The sequence below is a fragment of the Thalassobacillus sp. CUG 92003 genome, assembly GCF_013618635.1.
Lineage (GTDB): Bacteria > Bacillota > Bacilli > Bacillales > Halobacillaceae > CUG-92003.
In genome coordinates, this window is record NZ_JABLSJ010000004.1 from 84,157 (window position 1) to 103,003 (window position 18,847).

Here is an 18,847-nt window from a genome sequence, read left to right on the forward strand (position 1 = left end):
GAAATTCCAAGGGGCGAAGCCCCTTCCACTCCTGCGGAAGAACGAGTGAGCCGAGATCGCCGAGTGTGGGTTTCGCGAGGAAGCTCGGGCGCTCGTCCACGGAAAGGGAAGGGGCTATCGCTCCTGGCGGCAAGAAAAAGAAGCTTGCGGAAAACAGGGGTTTCTCTACAAGCTGTCAGCCAGGTAGTTCACCTGGTTGTTTTTTTTGGTATAATAAGAATACAATTCGACAAATTTTGTGCATTTGTTACACTAATAAGGGTAAGGAAGGTCATTTTCATAAACTGAAAAATTTGTTTAGAAGAAACTATGAGTTTATGGAGAGGGCATCATCTATAAAGAACTTGGGCAAGCTCCCTTAGATAAGGAGACAGATATGATACATAAGAAATCATTAGGCTACTATCTTGAGGATCTATGGTCAAAGGGATTTAAACTGTCAGATGAAGATGTGCATTTCATTTACTTTGGAAAATACTCGATTAATACACCTGATTGGAAAGTAATGATAGCTTTAAAAGCCACGCTTCAATTCCAACAAACGTTTGATCCGGGCTTCTTCATTGGCATTTTGGAGCACATTTCTCACCCTGAGATCCTCACAGCAAAAGAAGCGTGGTTACTGCTTGAAGAAAAGGGTTTGTCCAAAGAAGCTGCCGAAACCTAAATCTCTTCGTTAATGGTTCTGGCTGACGTTATGTTTTGTACATAAATGGGCTGCCGGTAGTTTCCGACAGCCCAGCTTATTTTTATGATGAGTGATGTTGAAGCGCTGTACGCGCTAATTGGTCAGCTCTTTGGTTTTGTTTTTCAGGAATCCACTTAATAAATACGTGAGCAAACGGTTCCATTTGCAGATTGATGGTAGCGAGCAATGGTTGAAACACTTTATTTTTTGTATAATTCTTCTCCAATGTTTCCACGACGATTTTTGAATCAGAACGGATCGAGAGAATCTCACCGCGATACTTTTCCTGGCATATTTCTAGCGCTTTTATGACCGCCTGAAATTCTGCTTCATGGTTGGACATGCTTCCTAAATAATATGAAAATACCTCATGGTGTTGCCTGCTTTCTTTTATAAAGATGCCTACAGCACTCTCTCCTGGATTTCCCAAGGAAGCCGCATCTGTATAAACCTCAATCACAACCTCACCCCTTAATTTAATGATTTGTGAGTTATACGCTTAGCTGCATAGAGGAACGGAGTATCGATCGCAGCGACAATAAATTTAATGAAATAGGTCGTCAGAAAAATTTCCAACCAGATATTGAATGGGTATAGCCCATAAAATGCTATGCCACAAAAAACAGCACTATCAAGCAGTTGACTTACCATTGTGCTTCCATTGTTGCGTACCCAGAGCCATTTATCAGATGTTACGATTTGTTTCAGTTTAGCATAAAGCCACACATCGAAATATTGACTGACGATATAAGCAAGTAGACTGCCGATCGCAATTTGCGGCACGATGCCAAATAAGGTATTCAGGGCAAGTTGAGCTACATCGTCAGATCCAGGCGTGAACCGAAGGGCCACCTGCATCATGAAGGTCATGATAATCAGGGTGGAGAACCCTAGCCATACAGCTTTTTTAGCTGTGGCGGCCCCATGTTTTTCATTCAGGATATCTGTGGCAAGGAAGGCGGTTCCGTATATGATATTCCCGAGCGTCGCAGTCAGTCCAAATAATTCGATTGTTTTGACGACTTGGATGTTAGCGACGACGGTAGCCATACCAATCCAGACGAACAACCCGTACATGCCGAATATTTTATATATGATGACAAGCAGACTGAAATTCATGAGCGCGAAAATCAGCCATAACCATTCGTTGCTCAATTTAATTCTTCCTCCTTAGTTTTGGTGTCGCGGGAGATCACGAACCGCGTGGCGTGTAAGCCATTAACTTCCCATTATAGAAGGGTGAGATGGGTTTAGCAATCAAAACACGAACAAAGGCACTGGAGCCGGACGTGGCTGATTAGGTATGTGTTACCCACAGGGCCCGAATTTTACAATTTCCTATGCACCGAAAAAAAGCGGCAATCCCAGTCAGGATTGCCGCTCGTTATATAGGTTTCAATTAGTTTTTAACTACATTAGCAGCTTGTGGGCCACGATCGCCTTCAACGATTTCAAAAGTTACTGATTGACCTTCTTCTAGCGTTTTGAAACCTTCTTCTTGGATAGCAGAGAAGTGTACGAATACATCGTTGCCACCTTCTACTTGAATGAAGCCGTAGCCTTTTTCAGCGTTGAACCATTTTACTGTTCCGTTTTCCATGATATAAATCCTCCTAAAAGCTTGCACGTAAAACGTGATAATTACAAACAAGATGACATCCACATAAAAAAAACATAGAGATGCGGAATCAAATCTCAGCACTTCTATGTGAACTACATTAGATTTATGATTCGACTCATCTTATTTGCTTATTCACAATATAACGTATGTGGCTGGGTGAGTCAATAAAAATTATGAGAATCAATGAGAAAAAATGTGTAGAAGCGATATGATCCTAGATAAACGCTACGTGTGTTCGATTGAACACGTTTCAAACGATTCACGCTAACCAGGTTACATTTCAGTGTAACATGATAATTTTGACAAAAACACCCTGACCTAATCTGTGCAACTGGGTTACAATAGAACTATAATACCTAAGGAGAAAGGGAGTTCTTACATAATGAAATCCGATATTGAAATCGCCTTGGATGCCAATATGAAACCTATCGAAGATATAGCTGAAATGTTAGCGCTTTCAAAAGATGATTGGGAGCCTTACGGGCATTATAAAGCAAAGTTATCTGACGGGTTGATCGATAAACTGTCCGATCGACCAGATGGGAAGATCATCATGACAACCTCTATCAATCCTACCCCGGCAGGTGAAGGGAAATCTACTGTTACAGTTGGCCTGGGACAAGCTTTGAATCAGCTTGATCACAAAGCCATCATTGCCCTTCGGGAGCCATCGCTCGGTCCCACCATGGGGATAAAAGGCGGGGCAGCTGGGGGAGGTTATGCGCAAGTCATCCCGATGGACGAGATCAATCTTCACTTCACTGGAGATATTCATGCCATCACCACAGCCAATAATGCCTTGTCAGCTTTTATAGATAATCATATCCATCAAGGTAACGCGTTGAACCTGGATCCAAGACGAGTCGAGTGGAAGCGGGTGCTTGATATTAACGATCGTGCCCTTCGTGAAGTGGTAGTAGGACTGGGCGGCCCGGTTAAAGGTGTTCCGCGAGAAGATGGGTTTAATATTACCGTAGCTTCAGAGATCATGGCTGTCCTTTGTTTAGCCAGCAACTTGCAAGATTTAAAGCAACGGCTCGCCCGGATGATCGTGGGATATACTTACACGAAGGAACCCGTAACGGTGCAACAGCTTGGCATGGAAGGAGCGCTTACGCTGCTATTAAAAGATGCCATTAAACCGAATTTAGTCCAAACTCTCGAAAATACGCCGGCGATTATTCATGGGGGGCCGTTTGCCAATATCGCTCACGGGTGTAACAGTCTCATGGCTACGAAAATTGCGGCGAAGCTAGGGGATTATGTGGTCACTGAATCTGGATTTGGAGCCGATTTGGGAGCAGAAAAATTCCTGGATATCAAAACGAGGGCAGGCGAATTCGAACCTGATGCTGTGGTCATCGTAGCGACCATTCGGGCGTTAAAGATGCACGGCGGCCTTGATAAGAAAGAACTGGAACAGGAGGATCTATCAGCACTCGAGGAAGGCATGGGAAACCTTAAGAAGCATATGGAAACGATTGAACAATTCGGTATCCCTTTTGTGATCGCCATCAATCGCTTTCCTGCTGACACCGCGGCTGAACTCGAGTTTTTGAAAACGTGGTGCCACACGCAAGGGGCAGAGGTTTCGTTAGTCGATGTATTTACTGAAGGAGGGAAGGGGGGACACGATTTAGCTGAAAAAGTGGTCCATCTTTGTGAATCGACGACACCTGCCTTGAATTGGACATACGATCTATCAGATGATATTGAAACGAAAATTCGTAAAGTGGCGCAAACCATTTACGGAGCAGAAGATATTGAAATCACGTCTAAAGCTAAAAATCAACTGCGCCGTTTTGAAAAAGCCGGTTACGGGGGGTTGCCGATATGCATGGCCAAGACACAATATTCCCTCTCAGACAACCCGGCCCTGTTAGGACGCCCCTCAGGCTTCACCATTACGATCCGTGAGATAAGAGCTTCTGTAGGGGCAGGATTTCTGGTTGTGTTGACTGGCGATGTGATGACCATGCCCGGTCTTCCGAAAAAACCGGCTGCTTTAAATATGGATGTGACGAAAGAAGGCACGATTAAAGGATTGTTTTAATCTGCTTGGTCATTTAGCCTTTCCTGTCGTTTGATATAGTCAGGAAAGGTTCTTTTTGCTACAATCAAGGGGAATCGATCGAAAAGAAAAGGTTGATGAATATGACGGTAGAGATTGGTGTGACAGGATGGGGAGATCACCCTTCGTTATACCCTGAAAAAACCAAGCCGACCGATAAACTAGCGGTGTATGGCTCTCATTTCCCTGTTGTGGAGGTAGATACGGCATTCTACGCTATTCAACCGACGAAGCATTATTATAAATGGATCGAGCAGACACCGCCTAATTTTTCGTTTGTCATCAAAGCGTATCAGCAGATGACGGGACATGATCGCAGCCAACTGACCATCCATGAGGCCAAAGAGCTTGTGACATCGTACCGCGAGTCTATTGAGCCTGTGATTGAGGCCGGCAAGTTGAATGCAGTGCTATTTCAATTTCCACCTTGGTTTAATGTGAGTAAAGAAAATATCCATAAATTACGTCTGATCCGGGAGTGGCTGCCCGACTTGCCTTTGGCGTTGGAATTCCGTAATCGTAGCTGGTATTCACATGAATATCGCAGTCAGACCCTTGATTTTATGAAAGAACACCAATGGATTCATACGATTTGTGATGAACCTCAGGCGGGAGAAGGCTCCGTTCCGGCAGTTCTCGAGCCCACACACCCCAGACAAACACTTATTCGTTTTCATGGGCGCAATGTTCATGGCTGGAATAAAAATGGCAGGAGTGACTGGCGGAAAGTGCGGTTTCTTTATCGATACAATCAAGCAGAGTTGCAGGAATGGGCGACGCATATCCGTGAACTTGAGCGCCAGACACCGCATGTTACCGCATTGTTCAACAATAACTCGGGGTGGGACGCAGCAGAAAACGCCAAGCAGATGATCGATTTGCTTGGCGTGGAGTATGAGCAGCTTAACCCGCGTCAAATGGACTTGTTTAATGAATAGGAGGCAGGCATGGCGACAAATGAAGGGATGCTGGCCATCAAACATTATGTGGCCCAAATGTTAGCAGACGATCCAACGGGACATGATTACGAACATATGAAACGTGTGGCTGCCGTCGCTTCTCAACTCGCAGAGAAAGAGGGGGCAGATGAGCTGATCGCGGAAATGGCAGGGTGGCTGCATGATGTGGCGGATAGTAAACTGACTGATGACCCTCAGGCAGCAACCCGAGAACTGATCCGGTTTTTGACCGATATCGGAGTTCCCAAACTTACCATTGAACAAATCATTCAAGCCATAGAAGATGTTTCGTTCAGCAAAGGCAATGTGCCGACCACACTAGAAGGTAAGATCGTTCAGGATGCTGACCGTCTCGATGCTATAGGGGCAGTCGGCATTGCACGTACATTCGCTTTTGGTGGGGCGCACGGGCAACTTATTCACACAGATACAAAGGATGGAAGGGCGACCTCTATTCAACACGTTTATAATAAGTTAGTGAAGGTAGCGTCTCTCATGAATACGGCTGCTGCCAAGCGAGAAGCCAACAAACGCCACCACGTATTAATTGATTTTCTCGAACATTTTCATGAAGAATGGGAGGGACGGATTGATTAGGGATGAATGGTTACCCGTTTGTTGGAGGAGTTTTAGATGTTTATGTGAGCAGGTATGTTAAGTCGAAATTGTGTAAGGTGTGTGATGAGAATGGCAAAAGGTGAACAAGCTTACCTTAATTTATGTCGGAAAGTGTTGGAAGAAGGTACTGAGAAACAAGACCGTACAGGCACGGGGACTTATTCATTGTTTGGTGATCAAATGCGATTTGATTTAGGGGATGGTTTTCCTCTTTTAACGACAAAGAAAGTACCATTTCGCTTGATTGTAAGTGAACTGTTGTGGTTCATAAACGGGGATACAAACATTCGGTTTTTACTTCAGCATCATAATAATATTTGGAATGAGTGGGCTTTCAAAGCGTGGGTGGAAAGTGACCAGTACGACGGGCCGGATATGACGGATTTCGGAAGGCGTCGTCTGGGCGATGAAGCGTTTGACCACGTTTATCAGCAGGAAATGAAACGGTTTAAAACGTTAATCTTACAAGATGACCAATTTGCTGAGCAATTCGGTGATTTAGGATCTGTCTATGGACGGCAGTGGAGAGCCTGGAAGACGTCCCGGAATGAAACCATCGATCAATTGCAGCAGGTTATCGATCAAATTAAGGAAAACCCTGATTCAAGGCGGCATATCGTCACCGCGTGGAATCCTGAAGATGTCCCTTCAAATATGGCGCTTCCGCCTTGCCATGCGTTGTTCCAGTTTTATGTAGCGGAAGGTAAGCTCTCCTGTCAACTGTACCAGCGAAGCGGCGATATCTTTCTAGGTGTTCCATTCAACATTGCGAGCTATGCGTTGCTCACCTATTTGATTGCCCATGAATGCGGTTTGGAACCAGGTGAGTTCATCCATACGTTAGGCGATGCTCACATCTATAAAAATCATCTCGATCAAGTGAATGAGCAGTTGGGGAGGACGCCGCGCTCCTTCCCGGTAGTCAGATTAAATACAGCAAAGCGATCGATATTTGATTTTACGGTTGAAGATATTACGCTAGAGGGTTACGATCCGCATCCTGCGATCAAAGCGCCTATCGCTGTATAAGAAAGGAAAGGTGTTCAGTGTGATCTCATTTGTAGTTGCAATGGATCGGAACCGGGTAATCGGGAACAATAATGATTTACCCTGGCATATTCCAAATGATCTGAAATTTTTTAAAGAAACAACGCTCCACCACACCATCATTATGGGGCGGAAAACGTTTGAGTCCTTTGGAAAACCGCTGCCGAATCGACGGAATGTGATCGTGACGAGTGACACCACGTATCACGCAGAAGGGTGTGACATCATCCATTCTGTCGATACCATCCGCCAGTGGAACGTCTCAGAGCCTGAAACGGAGTGGATGGTCATCGGGGGCAGTGTGTTGTTTGAACAATTATTGGCTGAAGTCGACAGAATGTATATCACATTTATTGACGAGGTCTTTTCCGGCGATACGCATTTTCCGCAATTTGATCATTTCGCATGGTCGTTAACGTCTGAAGAAAAAGGCGTCAAAAACGATAAAAATCCCTATGATTATTATTTCAGGATATATGACCGGGTATGAAGCAGTGTGTTCAAGGGGCTGTGTTAGCAGGAGGACAGTCGTCACGTATGGGGACGAACAAAGCATGGCTGGAGTTGAATGGGCGTCCTGTCATTGACCGTGTCACGAACATCATGGCGGAATGGGCGGACCAAATCACAATCGTGGCAGATGAGCGGGAAGCGTTCAACAGCCAGCCGTATCCGGTCATTTCGGATATACATACGGGTATTGGCCCTATGGGAGGGCTGCATGCTGCTCTGAGCCGAATGGACGAAGGTGTCCTGGCGTTAAGCGCTTGTGATACGCCGTTTATTGAAAAGGGAGTCTATCAGCACCTTTTGCAAGAACTGAATAGGCTGGAGGCTAGTATCGTGATTCCGGTTCATCATAATCGTTACCACCCGATGTCGGGCCTTTACAGCACCCGCTTGCTTTCTCATATAGAGGACGCTATCGAAAAACACCACTACAGTTTGCGTCAATTATGGCAGCGTACGGACGTCCATTTTGTCGAAGCGTTTCCGGGCATTTCCGATCAACAGCTGGACGCTCATTTTTTTAATATGAATACGCCTGAGGATTACAGACAGGCTTGCCAAATGGTGAAATTTCTGTGTCAATAAAGACAAATGACAGAATTAATGGTAAAATGTAATCGTTTCGAAGGATATGACGTTATCGTTAAATAAATTGAAGCATGATTATTATATCGAATTGGATCGCATCCATAATAAGGTTGGTGAATTATATGTTCTCAAGTATCGGCATTCCTGGCTTAATCCTGATACTCGTCATCGCACTCGTTGTTTTTGGCCCGAAAAAACTTCCTGAAATCGGTAAGGCAACGGGTCAAACATTGCATGAGTTTAAACAATCTGCACAAGATCTGACTGGAGATGTCAAGGAAGAAGTGAATGACGTCAAGGATATCGCTAGTCAACAGAATAATTCGGACAAGTAAGGACGCTTGTCGAGGAGGGACGATCATGTTCAGCAACATCGGCATTCCAGGATTAGTATTGATTCTCGTCATTGCCTTAGTCGTCTTTGGCCCATCTAAATTACCGGAAATCGGCAAAGCTTTCGGTAGTTCTTTAAAAGAATTTAAGAAGGCTACAGGAGATATCATGTCGGATGATCAGGACAATCAGACTGGCAAAAAAGATCACAATCAATCATAATGGTGAATCTGGAAGGTGTAAGGGGGAAAAGCCTTACATCTTCTTTATGTTTATGCACATGTTAAAGTTGTTTGAGTTGGAGGTGACGACAAATGGATGACCTGAAGACACGAAACGATACAGAAATGAATGTGACTGATCATCTGACCGAACTGAGGAAACGGATTATCTGGACACTGGTCGCATTTGTCGCGTTTTTCGTTGTAGGTTTTTTATATGTACGGGATATTTTCGAATGGTTTAAAATGGACGTGCCTTTCGAACTGCATTTTACCGGCCCAGGTGACATCATATGGATTTTCTTCACCATTGCGAGCCTTGCCGCTATCATCGGTACGTTACCGGTTTTAAGTTTGCAAGTCTGGATGTTTGTCAGACCAGCCTTAACGTCTAAAGAACGGAAAGTGTCGCTTTCCTATATTCCTGCCATCTTTTTATTGTTCCTAGGCGGTTTGGCTTTCGGATATATCGTGTTTGTGAAATTGATTCTTCCTTTCCTGCTTTCCCTTAACGACGGGATGGCTACCGAAATATTTACCGTGGATCGTTATTTTAAATTCCTCTTCCGCGTGACATTGCCTTTTGCGGTGTTGTTTGAAATTCCGATAATAACGATGTTTTTAACGAGTCTCGGCATCGTAAACCCAGCATTTCTCGTCAAGGTAAGAAAATACGCTTATTTCGTTTTGATCATTATCGGCACAATGATTTCACCCCCCGACTTCGTACTTCAGTTGGTTGTGGCCGTGCCATTAATTGTTTTATATGAAGTGAGTATTATTCTCTCCAGGATGGTGTATCGCAGGAAATTAAAAAAACACCAGGCTTTTATGGAAGAAGATAGTGAAGATGAGTAACTGTTGTTGACCAGAGAGAAAGTGGACGAACAAGACAAAGGGGGGCATTGATGTGAGGTCGTTCTATCATTACATGATGAGATATCGAGGAAATAAACAAAACGATGGGGAGAAACAACTGGCGGATTGGATGTTCGGCGATCACAGTTTTCCGAAACAAGCCACTTCATATGACGAAGTCAGTCGGTACCTGGAGTGGAATATCCCCTTTCCAGAAGCTTTGGCCGTTTTTGATCGCGTATGGACTCAATATGAAATCGAAGAACTGGATGAATAAACTTATAAGCCATCTCCTATGCGTTCAGGCTGTCGAGAATGTTTCGGCAGCCTGAACTTTTTCTGATTTGAAAAAATTCCAAGGAGCGTTTTTTATTGTAATTGAGGATCTATTCGCTTTTGTAGTTGAAGCGTTAAAAGCAATTCGAGTAAAATGATAGTATGAGAGAATAACGACAATACGGAGAAGAAAGCAGGGTGGAAGATGCGAATCCTTCATACAGCTGACTGGCATTTAGGGAAAATTGTGAACCAGGTTCATATGACCCATGATCAACAAGCAATTCTGGACCACGCGTTGGATGTCATAAAAGAATATGAACCCGACGCGGTCGTCGTTGCCGGAGATTTATATGACCGCTCTGTCCCGCCGAAAGAAGCAGTAGAGTTACTGAATCACATTTTGACCCGTCTGATCAAAGACAGGGATGTACCTGTGTTGGCTATCTCTGGCAACCATGACAGCCCTGATCGTTTGGAGTTCGGCAATCAGTTGTTTAAATCCCAGGGGTTGTACTTAGAAACGAAGGTCGAGAGTGTCTTACGTCCGGTTACGTTGCATGATCAATACGGCCCGGTTCACTTTCATCTTATCCCTTACATAGAACCAGCTGAAGTCGCCAGCATGTTTGGAGATGAAACCATTCGTTCACACCAGCAAGCGATGGAACGTTTAGTAGAGTACATCCACGCCCACTCTGATATGAATGAGCGGCATGTATGGGTGGGGCATGCTTTCTTAGCAGGTGGAATGGAGAGCGAATCAGAAGAGAGACTTTCCATGATCGGGGGAAGCTCTTATGTCGATGCTCGGATTTTCAAACACTTTACGTATGTGGCTATGGGGCATCTTCACCAACCTCAGAAAGTATGGTATGACCACATTCGATACAGTGGGTCGCTATTAAAATATTCATTTTCGGAAGCGACGCACAACAAGTCCGTCTCCATTATAGATCTTGATGAACATGGGCTGCATGAGATGACACACGTTCCCCTTAAACCTGAACGCGACCTGGAAATTGTTGAAGGATATTTTGCTGATCTGCTTGAAGGAGAAGCGGCTGAGCAACCAAACAATTATTTGCATGTACGCTTATTAGATGAAGGGCAGCTTGTGGACCCGATGGCGAAACTTCGGAACGTTTATCCCAATATTTTGAGGCTGGAGCGAAAATCGTCAGCTTCAGATAAGCAGCTCTATGATCTACAGCGAATAAAAGAGAAACAACGGATGAGCCACACGGAAGTTTTTGCTTCTTTTTATGAAGACATGATGGCAGAGCCGCTTTCAGAAAAACGTAAACAGATGATGGAACAGGTCATTGAAAAAGTCGAGCGGCAAGAGAGGGGGCAGTAAAAGTGCGTGCTATTCGATTGGAAATGACTGCTTTTGGACCGTATCGTCATCATCAAGTCGTGAATTTTGAACAGCTGGGCGAAGAGGCGATCTTTTTGATTACAGGCCCCACAGGAGCCGGAAAGACAACCTTGTTTGATGCAATGGCTTTTGCATTATACGGGCGTGCTAGCGGCAGTGATCGTGATCAAGATACACTGCGCAGTGACTTTGCAAAAGTGACAGAAGTGACAGAAGTCACCTTCGTGTTTCAATTAAGAGGGAAAACATATAAGGTCACGCGTTTCCCGAAACAACGTCGTAAAAAGGAACGCGGAGAAGGTTTTAAAGAAGAACCTGCCCGTGCAGAACTCTATCTTGAGCAAAATGGCAGTCATCACTTAATGGCCTCGCGAATCAAAGAAGTTAATGAAATGCTTGAAGAGATGCTGGCTCTGGACTACGAACAGTTCAGAAAGATGATCATGATCCCCCAAGGGGAATTCAGGCGATTAATTTCTGAGAATAGTAAAGAACGGGAAGAGATTCTTCAGCGGATTTTTCGGACCCATTTTTATGAACAGATGACAGAACAATTGAAGGAAGATACCAAATCGTTGAAAGAGTCTCTGTCCAAGCTGGAGTGGCTGATGGATCAAGAATTCAGTAAAGTGGAGTGGGCCTCAGAAGAAGAGCCGGATGACAACCTTGACCGTCTTGCCATGCTCCGCATGTTGGATTACCAGATAGAAAGAGGCACATTGAAGCGGGAGAGTCTACAAGAGGAATGGCAAAACTTAAAGAAAAAATCCCAGCAGAAACAGGAAATGTATTATAAAGGCCAAAGACTGCAAGATTTATTCACTGAGCGTCGCACGTTAAAAGAAGAACACGACCAGCTTATGAGCAAACAGACAGCTTATCAAGAGCTTGAGTCAACGATCCAATGGGCTGAACGCGCAGCGGAAATCCAGCCTATAGAGGACCAGCTCGAAGCGAAGCGAGCAGATTCAGAGCAACTGAAAAAACAGCTAAATGAAAAACGACCGCGGCGTGACCAAGCCAAGCATGCCTTACACAAGTTGGATGAAGAGTATCAACAAATCGAAGCTCAGGCTCCAGCACGTGAACAATTGAAAGAAACCATTAAGCAGAAACAACGGGAACAGGCTAAGGTTCAAGAGTTGGAAACGTTGCGGCAAAAACATCATGAGGTCATCCAGTGGACCGATTCGGCAGCTGCGAATTTGAAGCAACTCGAAACCGGGATGGATAAGGCGGCAAACGAGCGGAGCCAGCTGAAAGAAAAAGCTCAATACGAAAGGGACATTCATCGTGCGTATGTCGAAGCAAGTGCGTCGGTTCAACACATGGAACAACAAGCAGCGCACGTTAATCGTCTCGAAGGCGAAATGCAGCAATTGCTTACCTTGCACCAGGACTTTCGTGCGATTGATCAGGCATTTAAACATAAAAAACAGGAAGTGGAAGACAAGAAGCAGGCTTACGTTCAAACAGAAGCCAGGCTGAAAAGTCAACACGCTTATCACTTGGCCAGTCAATTGGCACAAGGCAGCCCATGTCCCGTCTGTGGGTCTACGCATCATCCTGATGTGGCCAAGCCCGGGGAAGCGGAGGTGAGCGATGATGATGTCCATCATGAACAGGAACGCTACCTTACAGCTGAAAGAGAATTGAACGACATGCAGGAACGTTATTATCAAATCAAATCTGAAAAAGAGTCCCAAAAGGCGAGAACAGATCGTTCTTATGAGGACGTTCACGATATTTTGGAGGATATGACCGAGGAGAACATTAAACAAGTACGAGAGTGGCTGCAAAACCAAATCCATCATACTCAGCACGAGCAAGCTAAAAAAGAATCGGAGCTTTCTGACATTCAACAGGCAGCTGAGAGAATCACGCAGTTGGATCAACAATTGGATGAGGAACACGCTAAGTGGAAACAGATCAATGCAGAACTCCATGGCTATGAGCAGCAGAAATTGAAATATGAAACTCTGATGGGTGAGGCGAAGAAAGAGCTCAGCGATGATGATGTTGATGCCGAATCGCTAAATCAGGGTATCCAACAAGCACAGACCAAACTGAAACAAATGGAAGAGCAATGGGAGACGGTCCAACAGGAACACCAAAAGCAACGGGATGCTGTGAAAAAGCTGGAAACTGAAATAACTGAACTGCATAAATATCTACAAAAAGAAGAACAAACCGCGCATGACTTACAGTCGCAATTTCACAACGCTTTAAATACGGAGCAGTTCCATACAGAAGCTGCCTATCACCAACATAAGCTGAGTAAAGCTAAACGAGAGGAATTAGTAAAAGATCTTCATGCGTATCAGCAGCGGTTGAATACGTTGAACAGCCGGTTACATCAGCTGAATGAGTTGTTACATGAAGAAGATGAACCTTTCATGGAGGAATTGAAGGCAGCGCTTGATCAGGCTGTATTGGATAGGGACAACAAACAGCAACAGTTGAATGAAATCGATCTGTATCTTAAACATCATCAGGCCATTTCAGAAGAGCTTCACACGTTGGTGGAGGAACAAGCTGCACGTGCTGATGAGTATTACGATGTGGCAGAGCTGGCTGATCTTACCAAAGGTGAAAACCATTTGCGGCTTTCCCTGGAACGCTATGTTCTGGCTTCGTTTTTAGATGAGATTCTTATGCAGGCCAATCAGCGACTCGATCAAATGACTGATCACCGTTACCAATTGCTGCGCAGTGATCAAATAGCAAAACGAGGTGCTCAAAGTGGATTGGATCTGGAGGTGTTGGATCAACATACCGGGCAAAAGCGTTCTGTCAAAACATTATCCGGCGGAGAAGGATTTAAAGCCGCTCTAAGTTTAGCACTTGGTATGGCCGATGTCGTCCAATCGCACGCTGGAGGTGTACAACTTGATACGCTGTTCATAGACGAAGGGTTTGGCACGTTAGATGAACGGTCACTCGAACAGGCCATCGACTGCTTGAAGGAATTGCAAGAGGGGCATCGCATGCTGGGTATTATCTCGCATGTTCCCCAGTTAAAAGAGGAAATCCCAGCTAAGCTTCAAATTACGCCGAGCCCTGAAGGATCACGTGTGCATTTTATGTTTGATTAACGGAGCGCCATCATAATTGAGAGGAGCGACCATTATGTCTACCCCACTGTCAATGGAATGGAAGTTGATTACAGAAGGAAAAGAAAAACGGGTCAATGCAGAAGAAAATATCTTTGAAATTGTATTTGATGGATATAAAATATTCCCTATGGAAGAAACGATCGAAATAAAACGGCACATTAAATCAGATCAAATCGGTTCGGGGCAAATTGTCGAATTGTGGCTAAAAAATAATCAAACGGTTTGCAGATATCAACTCGTTTCGCTATACAGTGTCAATTAATGCCCTTCTACCCCGTGTTTGCAGGTCGTTTTTTGCGCTTGCCCGGGAAATAGTAGCAGGCACTCTATTTCCTGGGTGTTTTTCTCGGCGCGCTTTTATTATGTTTCATATGGAGGCTAAGCATGCGTAATGTGTTACACAATGATTGGGGTCCCCTCCTTGAAGATGAATTTCAAAAACCCTATTACCAATCGTTACGGCACTTTCTAAAACAGGAGTATCAATCACAAACGATTTATCCAGATATGTATGACATTTTTAACGCCTTACATACGACGCGTTTTGCGGATACCAAGGTGGTCATTATTGGCCAGGATCCTTACCATAATATCGATCAGGCTCATGGCTTCAGTTTTTCGGTAAAACCAGGTGTTGACGTCCCGCCATCGCTCAGAAACATTTATAAAGAGTTAGCAGCAGATGTGGGGATGACGCCGCCTGCGCATGGATTCTTGAGACATTGGGCCGAGCAGGGGGTTCTGCTTCTTAATAATGTCCTGACGGTTCGAGCCCATCAAGCGCATTCCCATCAAGGGATGGGGTGGGAACACTTTACCGACCAGGTCATCCATTTATTGAACGAGCGGCAGCTGCCCGTTGTATTTATGCTATGGGGGCGGCATGCCCAAAAAAAAGCGGCAGCTGTTGATAGCACGAGACACCTTGTTCTGAAATCGCCTCATCCCAGTCCGTTATCTGCTCATCGAGGGTTTTTTGGAAGCCGCCCTTTTTCACAAGCGAATGCGTTTCTTGAAAAAGCAGGCATGACGCCGATTGATTGGCAGCTCCCCTTTGAACCAACTTGAGCAAAAGCCCATGCAGTTTAATGAATAAGGGCATAGACTATCCTAAATCCATTAGTACGGAGGGATAGGTCATGTTTCCACCACCCAATCAATTTCGCCAATTTCCCCCTGCTCAAGGCTATGGCTTTGGACCATATGCGCAAGCAGGACCCAAACAAGGTTTATCAGGTTTGATCGGTCGTATATTCGGAGGCCAATCCGGTGGCCAGTCGTTTCCAGGGGCGGGGGGATTTGGTCCTGGTTTCGGCGGGCCTTTCACGCCTTATGCAGGTGCTAACACAGGAGGCGGATGGCTGAGTAACATTGAGAACATTGTAAAAATGGCTAAAACAGCCGCTCCTTACATTGAGCAGTACGGACCTTACGTGAAAAACGTACCTGCTATGATCAACTTGATGAAGATCATGAATGAACCAGATGAAGACGATGAGGATAACGCATCGAGTTCGGAATCAAGCAACGACACCCAAAATAAATCCTACCATGCATCGTCAGAAGAGGAATCATCATCGATACAGGAAGAGCCTCGGAGGAGAGGAACGTCTGAACCGAAATTGTTTTTCAATTAATTGCATTCAGGCATGTGACTTGATTTTTTTCGTCAAACGGTGAAGAATATAGGCTGTCACCTATTGTGATGAATCACCGTGAGATGGGAGGTCAATTCTAGCATGACACAAACATTACAAAAAGCGACGTTCGCAGGGGGGTGTTTTTGGTGTATGGTTGAACCGTTTGATGAGCGCCCTGGTATTCATGAGATTGTATCAGGATATACAGGCGGCCATACCCCGAATCCTACCTATGAGGACGTTATAACGAATACCACAGGACATCTAGAAGCTGTGCAAATTACGTATGATCCTGACATTTTTCCTTATGAGAAATTGGTAGAGCTGTTTTGGCAGCAAATTGATCCGACAGATGATGGCGGTCAGTTTGCTGACAGAGGCGAATCGTATAAAACGGCCATATTTTATCATAATGAGGATCAGAAGCAGCTTGCTGAGTTGAGCAAACACAAGCTAGAACAGTCAGGAAGATTTAAGCAGCCGATTGTGACGCCGATTCTACCTGCCGAGACGTTCTACCCAGCTGAAGCTAAGCATCAGGATTATTATAAAAAACACCCTTTTCATTATAAGTTGTACAAAAAAGGTTCTGGGCGAAAAGCGTTCATCAAAGATCATTGGACGCCCCAGGACGATGAACAGCAGTTACGCAATCAATTGACGGATATGCAGTATAAAGTCACCCAGAAAAGCGCTACTGAACCCCCTTTTCAAAATGAATACCATGATCATGAAGAAGAGGGGATTTATGTAGATGTCGTGTCTGGCGAACCTTTATTCAGTTCGACAGATAAGTATGACGCAGGGTGTGGGTGGCCCAGCTTCACTAAACCAATTGAGCAACACGTAATTGAAGAGGACATGGATACGTCTCTCGGGATGAGAAGAACAGAAGTGACCAGTCATCATGCATCCTCTCACCTCGGCCACGTGTTTGAGGATGGCCCGAAAGAGCAGGGGGGATTAAGGTATTGTATCAATTCCGCCGCCCTGACATTCATCCCGAAAGACCAGATGGAAGAAAAAGGATACGGCCGTTTTTTGAATTTGTTTCAAACGTAATCTATTCCTCCTTGTCGTTTCAGGCAAGGAGGTTTACTATGTAGTGAAGAAAAACAGCTAGTGAAGGAAGGAATATTCCATGCCATCGCTTAATCCTGCCTTATTCATATCATATGGCATCGCTTTTGTGGGGGGTCTTATATTTTGGCTGCTGAACTTGCCCTTATCTTGGATTTTAGGTCCTGTTACTATTCTCATCGTGTACAAGCTCATTTTTCCCGGGGGAACGTCTTCATCATTAAAGCTGAGGAACCTCGGTTTTTCATTGTTGGGTATCCAAATTGGTAATACATTCCAGGCTGATACTTTTTCACTCGTCGCACCTTACGTGGTACCCTACAGTATTTTATCTCTCGTATTAATCGGGGTCAGTTTAGGTAACGCCTACGTTTTATCTCATTATATTGAAATCGATACGAAAACGAGTATGATCGGCAGCGTACCTGGTGGGTTATCAGCGATGATGGCGGTCAGCGACTCCATGCGCGGGAATACTGTGCTGGTCACGATTCTACATACCATCCGGCTCGTCGCTGTTTTATTTATTGTTCCATTTTCAGCCACGCATTTTTTCACAGAGGCGGCAAGCGGGGGTGAACACATTACTCAATCCACAGCGCAAGGGTACTGGCCGACGCTCATAATCTATCTGATTACGTTTTTATTAGGGTATAAACTTCAAGAAAAGATCCCTGCGTCTCTCGTAATCGTTCCGATGCTTACCGTCGGTGTTATGAAAACGTTCGGTGTTCCTATGTTCCAGCTGCCTTCTCCGGTTTTCATACTAGCTCAAGTGTTTTTGGGTGTTCATCTTGGAAATTCGATTTCGGTTCGAGACTTGATTAAAGCGGGGAAATACTGTCTCTATTATTTATCCTTATCGATCTTCCTCATTGCCCTCGCATTTGGATTTGGCTTCTTGCTGACAAGTTGGACCGGCATGTCATTGGCGACGGCCATTCTCAGTCTTGCCCCCGGTGGATTGGTGGAAATGGCTTTAACAGCCACGGATGCAGGAGGGGACCCGTCAGTTGTCAGCTCATTGCAAATGATTCGATTATTAACGATTGTGCTCTTGATTCCGCTGCTTTTGAAATGGCTACTCCCACGGATAGAAAAAAAGAAACAGGCGTGACGACATTTTGACATAGGCGATAAAATTCTATAAGATTAATCTTGAAGTCAAGATAAATAAAAAAGAAATGTTATAGAAACTTAAGGTTGGAGGGATTACATGAAGTTGAAGCATATTTTTCAGCAAGGTCAAAACGATAACGTTCTACTCCTATTGCATGGGACAGGGGGAACAGAGCAGGATCTGTTACCAGCAGCCGAAATGATTGATCGCGAAGCCTCTATTCTTTCAGTGCGGGGAAATGTATCAGAAAACGGGATGCCACGGTTCTTTCGACGTTTGGATGAAGGGGTATTTGATGAAGAAGATCTTTTAAATCGTACAGCAGAACTGGACGAATTTCTCCAAGAAGCGGCAGCTGAATATGGCTTTGAACGCCGCAATGTCATAGCTGTAGGTTACTCGAATGGGGCCAACATAGCTGGAAGTCTGCTTTTTCACTATGAACATAGTTTTAAAGGAGCCTTGTTGTTTCATCCGATGGTGCCAAGACGCGGCATCGAGCTGCCGGACTTAAGTGATCGTCATATCTTTATTGGTGCCGGAGAAAATGATCCCATCTGTTCTCCGCAGGAAACGAAAGATTTACATGAACTGTTAGTCGGGGCCGGCGCCCATGTTGAACTGTACTGGGAGAACAAAGGCCATCAATTAACCGAAGCAGAAGTTGTTCAGGCATCTAAGTATTATCACCATCATTTGAATCATTGAGTCTGAAACATC

At 44.7% G+C, this 18,847-nt stretch carries 22 protein-coding genes; 19 read left to right on the forward strand and 3 right to left on the reverse strand.

Going from position 1 to position 18,847, the window contains the following annotated elements; translation table 11 throughout:
* Positions 1–376: 376 nt before the first annotated feature.
* The gene (locus HOP45_RS07250; RefSeq protein ID WP_181348357.1) at positions 377–667 is read left to right on the forward strand and encodes a DUF6123 family protein; all 291 of its coding nucleotides are present in this window, start codon (positions 377–379) and stop codon (positions 665–667) included.
* A gap of 82 nt (positions 668–749) precedes the next feature.
* On the opposite strand, the gene HOP45_RS07255 is transcribed toward HOP45_RS07250, so the two are convergent.
* The 3 genes from HOP45_RS07255 to HOP45_RS07265 all read right to left on the reverse strand — a co-directional run bounded on the left by HOP45_RS07255 (position 750) and on the right by HOP45_RS07265 (position 2,288).
* Positions 750–1,148, reverse strand: coding sequence for a ribonuclease HI family protein (locus tag HOP45_RS07255; protein ID WP_181348360.1), 399 nt, complete (start codon positions 1,146–1,148; stop codon positions 750–752).
* 11 nt (positions 1,149–1,159) lie between these two features.
* Complete coding sequence (locus tag HOP45_RS07260; RefSeq protein WP_181348363.1) at positions 1,160–1,843, reverse strand: queuosine precursor transporter; 684 nt, start codon at positions 1,841–1,843, stop codon at positions 1,160–1,162.
* A gap of 244 nt (positions 1,844–2,087) precedes the next feature.
* Entirely contained in the window at positions 2,088–2,288 is a 201-nt protein-coding gene (locus HOP45_RS07265; protein ID WP_181348365.1) for a cold-shock protein, read from the reverse strand.
* A 403-nt stretch (positions 2,289–2,691) separates the two neighbouring features.
* Between HOP45_RS07265 and HOP45_RS07270 the strand changes: the two genes are divergently transcribed.
* The 18 genes from HOP45_RS07270 (at position 2,692) to HOP45_RS07355 (ending at position 18,835) form a co-directional block, all read left to right on the forward strand.
* A complete protein-coding gene (locus HOP45_RS07270; RefSeq protein ID WP_181348368.1) occupies positions 2,692–4,362 on the forward strand; it encodes a formate--tetrahydrofolate ligase in 1,671 nt (556 codons plus the stop codon).
* A 101-nt stretch (positions 4,363–4,463) separates the two neighbouring features.
* Positions 4,464–5,318, forward strand: a complete 855-nt coding sequence (locus HOP45_RS07275; RefSeq protein ID WP_181348370.1) for a DUF72 domain-containing protein — start codon at positions 4,464–4,466, stop codon at positions 5,316–5,318.
* A 9-nt stretch (positions 5,319–5,327) separates the two neighbouring features.
* On the forward strand, positions 5,328–5,936 hold the full coding sequence (locus HOP45_RS07280; protein WP_181348373.1) for an HD domain-containing protein: 609 nt from the start codon (positions 5,328–5,330) through the stop codon (positions 5,934–5,936).
* 90 nt (positions 5,937–6,026) lie between these two features.
* Positions 6,027–6,986, forward strand: coding sequence for a thymidylate synthase (locus HOP45_RS07285; RefSeq protein ID WP_181348375.1), 960 nt, complete (start codon positions 6,027–6,029; stop codon positions 6,984–6,986).
* 19 nt (positions 6,987–7,005) lie between these two features.
* A complete protein-coding gene (locus tag HOP45_RS07290; protein WP_181348378.1) occupies positions 7,006–7,494 on the forward strand; it encodes a dihydrofolate reductase in 489 nt (162 codons plus the stop codon).
* A complete protein-coding gene (gene mobA, locus HOP45_RS07295; protein WP_181348379.1) occupies positions 7,491–8,099 on the forward strand; it encodes a molybdenum cofactor guanylyltransferase in 609 nt (202 codons plus the stop codon). The genes HOP45_RS07290 and mobA overlap by 4 nt, the downstream gene beginning before the upstream one ends.
* Positions 8,100–8,224: 125 nt before the next feature.
* Positions 8,225–8,437 (forward strand): twin-arginine translocase TatA/TatE family subunit, encoded by a 213-nt coding sequence (locus HOP45_RS07300; RefSeq protein WP_181348382.1) that lies wholly within the window; start codon positions 8,225–8,227, stop codon positions 8,435–8,437.
* 25 nt (positions 8,438–8,462) lie between these two features.
* On the forward strand, positions 8,463–8,657 hold the full coding sequence (locus HOP45_RS07305; protein WP_181348385.1) for a twin-arginine translocase TatA/TatE family subunit: 195 nt from the start codon (positions 8,463–8,465) through the stop codon (positions 8,655–8,657).
* A 92-nt stretch (positions 8,658–8,749) separates the two neighbouring features.
* Positions 8,750–9,514 (forward strand): twin-arginine translocase subunit TatC, encoded by a 765-nt coding sequence (gene tatC / locus HOP45_RS07310; RefSeq protein ID WP_181348388.1) that lies wholly within the window; start codon positions 8,750–8,752, stop codon positions 9,512–9,514.
* Between the two features lie 52 nt (positions 9,515–9,566).
* Positions 9,567–9,791 carry a YozE family protein gene (locus HOP45_RS07315; RefSeq protein WP_181348390.1) on the forward strand — a complete coding sequence of 75 codons (225 nt, stop codon included), beginning with the start codon at positions 9,567–9,569 and terminating at the stop codon, positions 9,789–9,791.
* Between the two features lie 204 nt (positions 9,792–9,995).
* Positions 9,996–11,150, forward strand: a complete 1,155-nt coding sequence (locus HOP45_RS07320; protein ID WP_181348392.1) for an exonuclease SbcCD subunit D — start codon at positions 9,996–9,998, stop codon at positions 11,148–11,150.
* Between the two features lie 2 nt (positions 11,151–11,152).
* Positions 11,153–14,266, forward strand: a complete 3,114-nt coding sequence (locus HOP45_RS07325; RefSeq protein ID WP_181348394.1) for an AAA family ATPase — start codon at positions 11,153–11,155, stop codon at positions 14,264–14,266.
* A 34-nt stretch (positions 14,267–14,300) separates the two neighbouring features.
* A complete protein-coding gene (locus HOP45_RS07330; protein ID WP_181348397.1) occupies positions 14,301–14,549 on the forward strand; it encodes a DUF2584 family protein in 249 nt (82 codons plus the stop codon).
* Between the two features lie 122 nt (positions 14,550–14,671).
* Complete coding sequence (locus HOP45_RS07335; RefSeq protein WP_181348400.1) at positions 14,672–15,355, forward strand: uracil-DNA glycosylase; 684 nt, start codon at positions 14,672–14,674, stop codon at positions 15,353–15,355.
* 71 nt (positions 15,356–15,426) lie between these two features.
* The gene (gene vrrA, locus HOP45_RS07340; RefSeq protein ID WP_181348401.1) at positions 15,427–15,924 is read left to right on the forward strand and encodes a VrrA/YqfQ family protein; all 498 of its coding nucleotides are present in this window, start codon (positions 15,427–15,429) and stop codon (positions 15,922–15,924) included.
* A 102-nt stretch (positions 15,925–16,026) separates the two neighbouring features.
* The gene (gene msrB, locus HOP45_RS07345; protein WP_181348404.1) at positions 16,027–16,989 is read left to right on the forward strand and encodes a peptide-methionine (R)-S-oxide reductase MsrB; all 963 of its coding nucleotides are present in this window, start codon (positions 16,027–16,029) and stop codon (positions 16,987–16,989) included.
* A gap of 79 nt (positions 16,990–17,068) precedes the next feature.
* Positions 17,069–18,124 carry an AbrB family transcriptional regulator gene (locus HOP45_RS07350; RefSeq protein WP_181348405.1) on the forward strand — a complete coding sequence of 352 codons (1,056 nt, stop codon included), beginning with the start codon at positions 17,069–17,071 and terminating at the stop codon, positions 18,122–18,124.
* Positions 18,125–18,229: 105 nt separating this feature from the next.
* The gene (locus tag HOP45_RS07355) at positions 18,230–18,835 is read left to right on the forward strand and encodes an alpha/beta hydrolase (RefSeq protein WP_181348887.1); all 606 of its coding nucleotides are present in this window, start codon (positions 18,230–18,232) and stop codon (positions 18,833–18,835) included.
* Positions 18,836–18,847: the final 12 nt, after the last annotated feature.

What these genes read in the sequence shown, in the direction of transcription:
- HOP45_RS07335 (WP_181348400.1), top strand. Translation starts at nt 14,672, where the DNA reads ATGCGTAATGTGTTACACAATGATTGGGGTCCCCTCCTTGAAGATGAA.
- mobA (WP_181348379.1), top strand. Translation starts at nt 7,491, where the DNA reads ATGAAGCAGTGTGTTCAAGGGGCTGTGTTAGCAGGAGGACAGTCGTCA.
- HOP45_RS07300 (WP_181348382.1), top strand. Translation starts at nt 8,225, where the DNA reads ATGTTCTCAAGTATCGGCATTCCTGGCTTAATCCTGATACTCGTCATC.
- HOP45_RS07305 (WP_181348385.1), top strand. Translation starts at nt 8,463, where the DNA reads ATGTTCAGCAACATCGGCATTCCAGGATTAGTATTGATTCTCGTCATT.
- vrrA (WP_181348401.1), top strand. Translation starts at nt 15,427, where the DNA reads ATGTTTCCACCACCCAATCAATTTCGCCAATTTCCCCCTGCTCAAGGC.
- tatC (WP_181348388.1), top strand. Translation starts at nt 8,750, where the DNA reads ATGGATGACCTGAAGACACGAAACGATACAGAAATGAATGTGACTGAT.
- HOP45_RS07330 (WP_181348397.1), top strand. Translation starts at nt 14,301, where the DNA reads ATGTCTACCCCACTGTCAATGGAATGGAAGTTGATTACAGAAGGAAAA.
- HOP45_RS07320 (WP_181348392.1), top strand. Translation starts at nt 9,996, where the DNA reads ATGCGAATCCTTCATACAGCTGACTGGCATTTAGGGAAAATTGTGAAC.
- HOP45_RS07270 (WP_181348368.1), top strand. Translation starts at nt 2,692, where the DNA reads ATGAAATCCGATATTGAAATCGCCTTGGATGCCAATATGAAACCTATC.
- HOP45_RS07280 (WP_181348373.1), top strand. Translation starts at nt 5,328, where the DNA reads ATGGCGACAAATGAAGGGATGCTGGCCATCAAACATTATGTGGCCCAA.
- HOP45_RS07265 (WP_181348365.1), bottom strand. Translation starts at nt 2,288, where the DNA reads ATGGAAAACGGAACAGTAAAATGGTTCAACGCTGAAAAAGGCTACGGC.
- HOP45_RS07285 (WP_181348375.1), top strand. Translation starts at nt 6,027, where the DNA reads ATGGCAAAAGGTGAACAAGCTTACCTTAATTTATGTCGGAAAGTGTTG.
- HOP45_RS07350 (WP_181348405.1), top strand. Translation starts at nt 17,069, where the DNA reads ATGCCATCGCTTAATCCTGCCTTATTCATATCATATGGCATCGCTTTT.
- HOP45_RS07250 (WP_181348357.1), top strand. Translation starts at nt 377, where the DNA reads ATGATACATAAGAAATCATTAGGCTACTATCTTGAGGATCTATGGTCA.
- HOP45_RS07275 (WP_181348370.1), top strand. Translation starts at nt 4,464, where the DNA reads ATGACGGTAGAGATTGGTGTGACAGGATGGGGAGATCACCCTTCGTTA.
- msrB (WP_181348404.1), top strand. Translation starts at nt 16,027, where the DNA reads ATGACACAAACATTACAAAAAGCGACGTTCGCAGGGGGGTGTTTTTGG.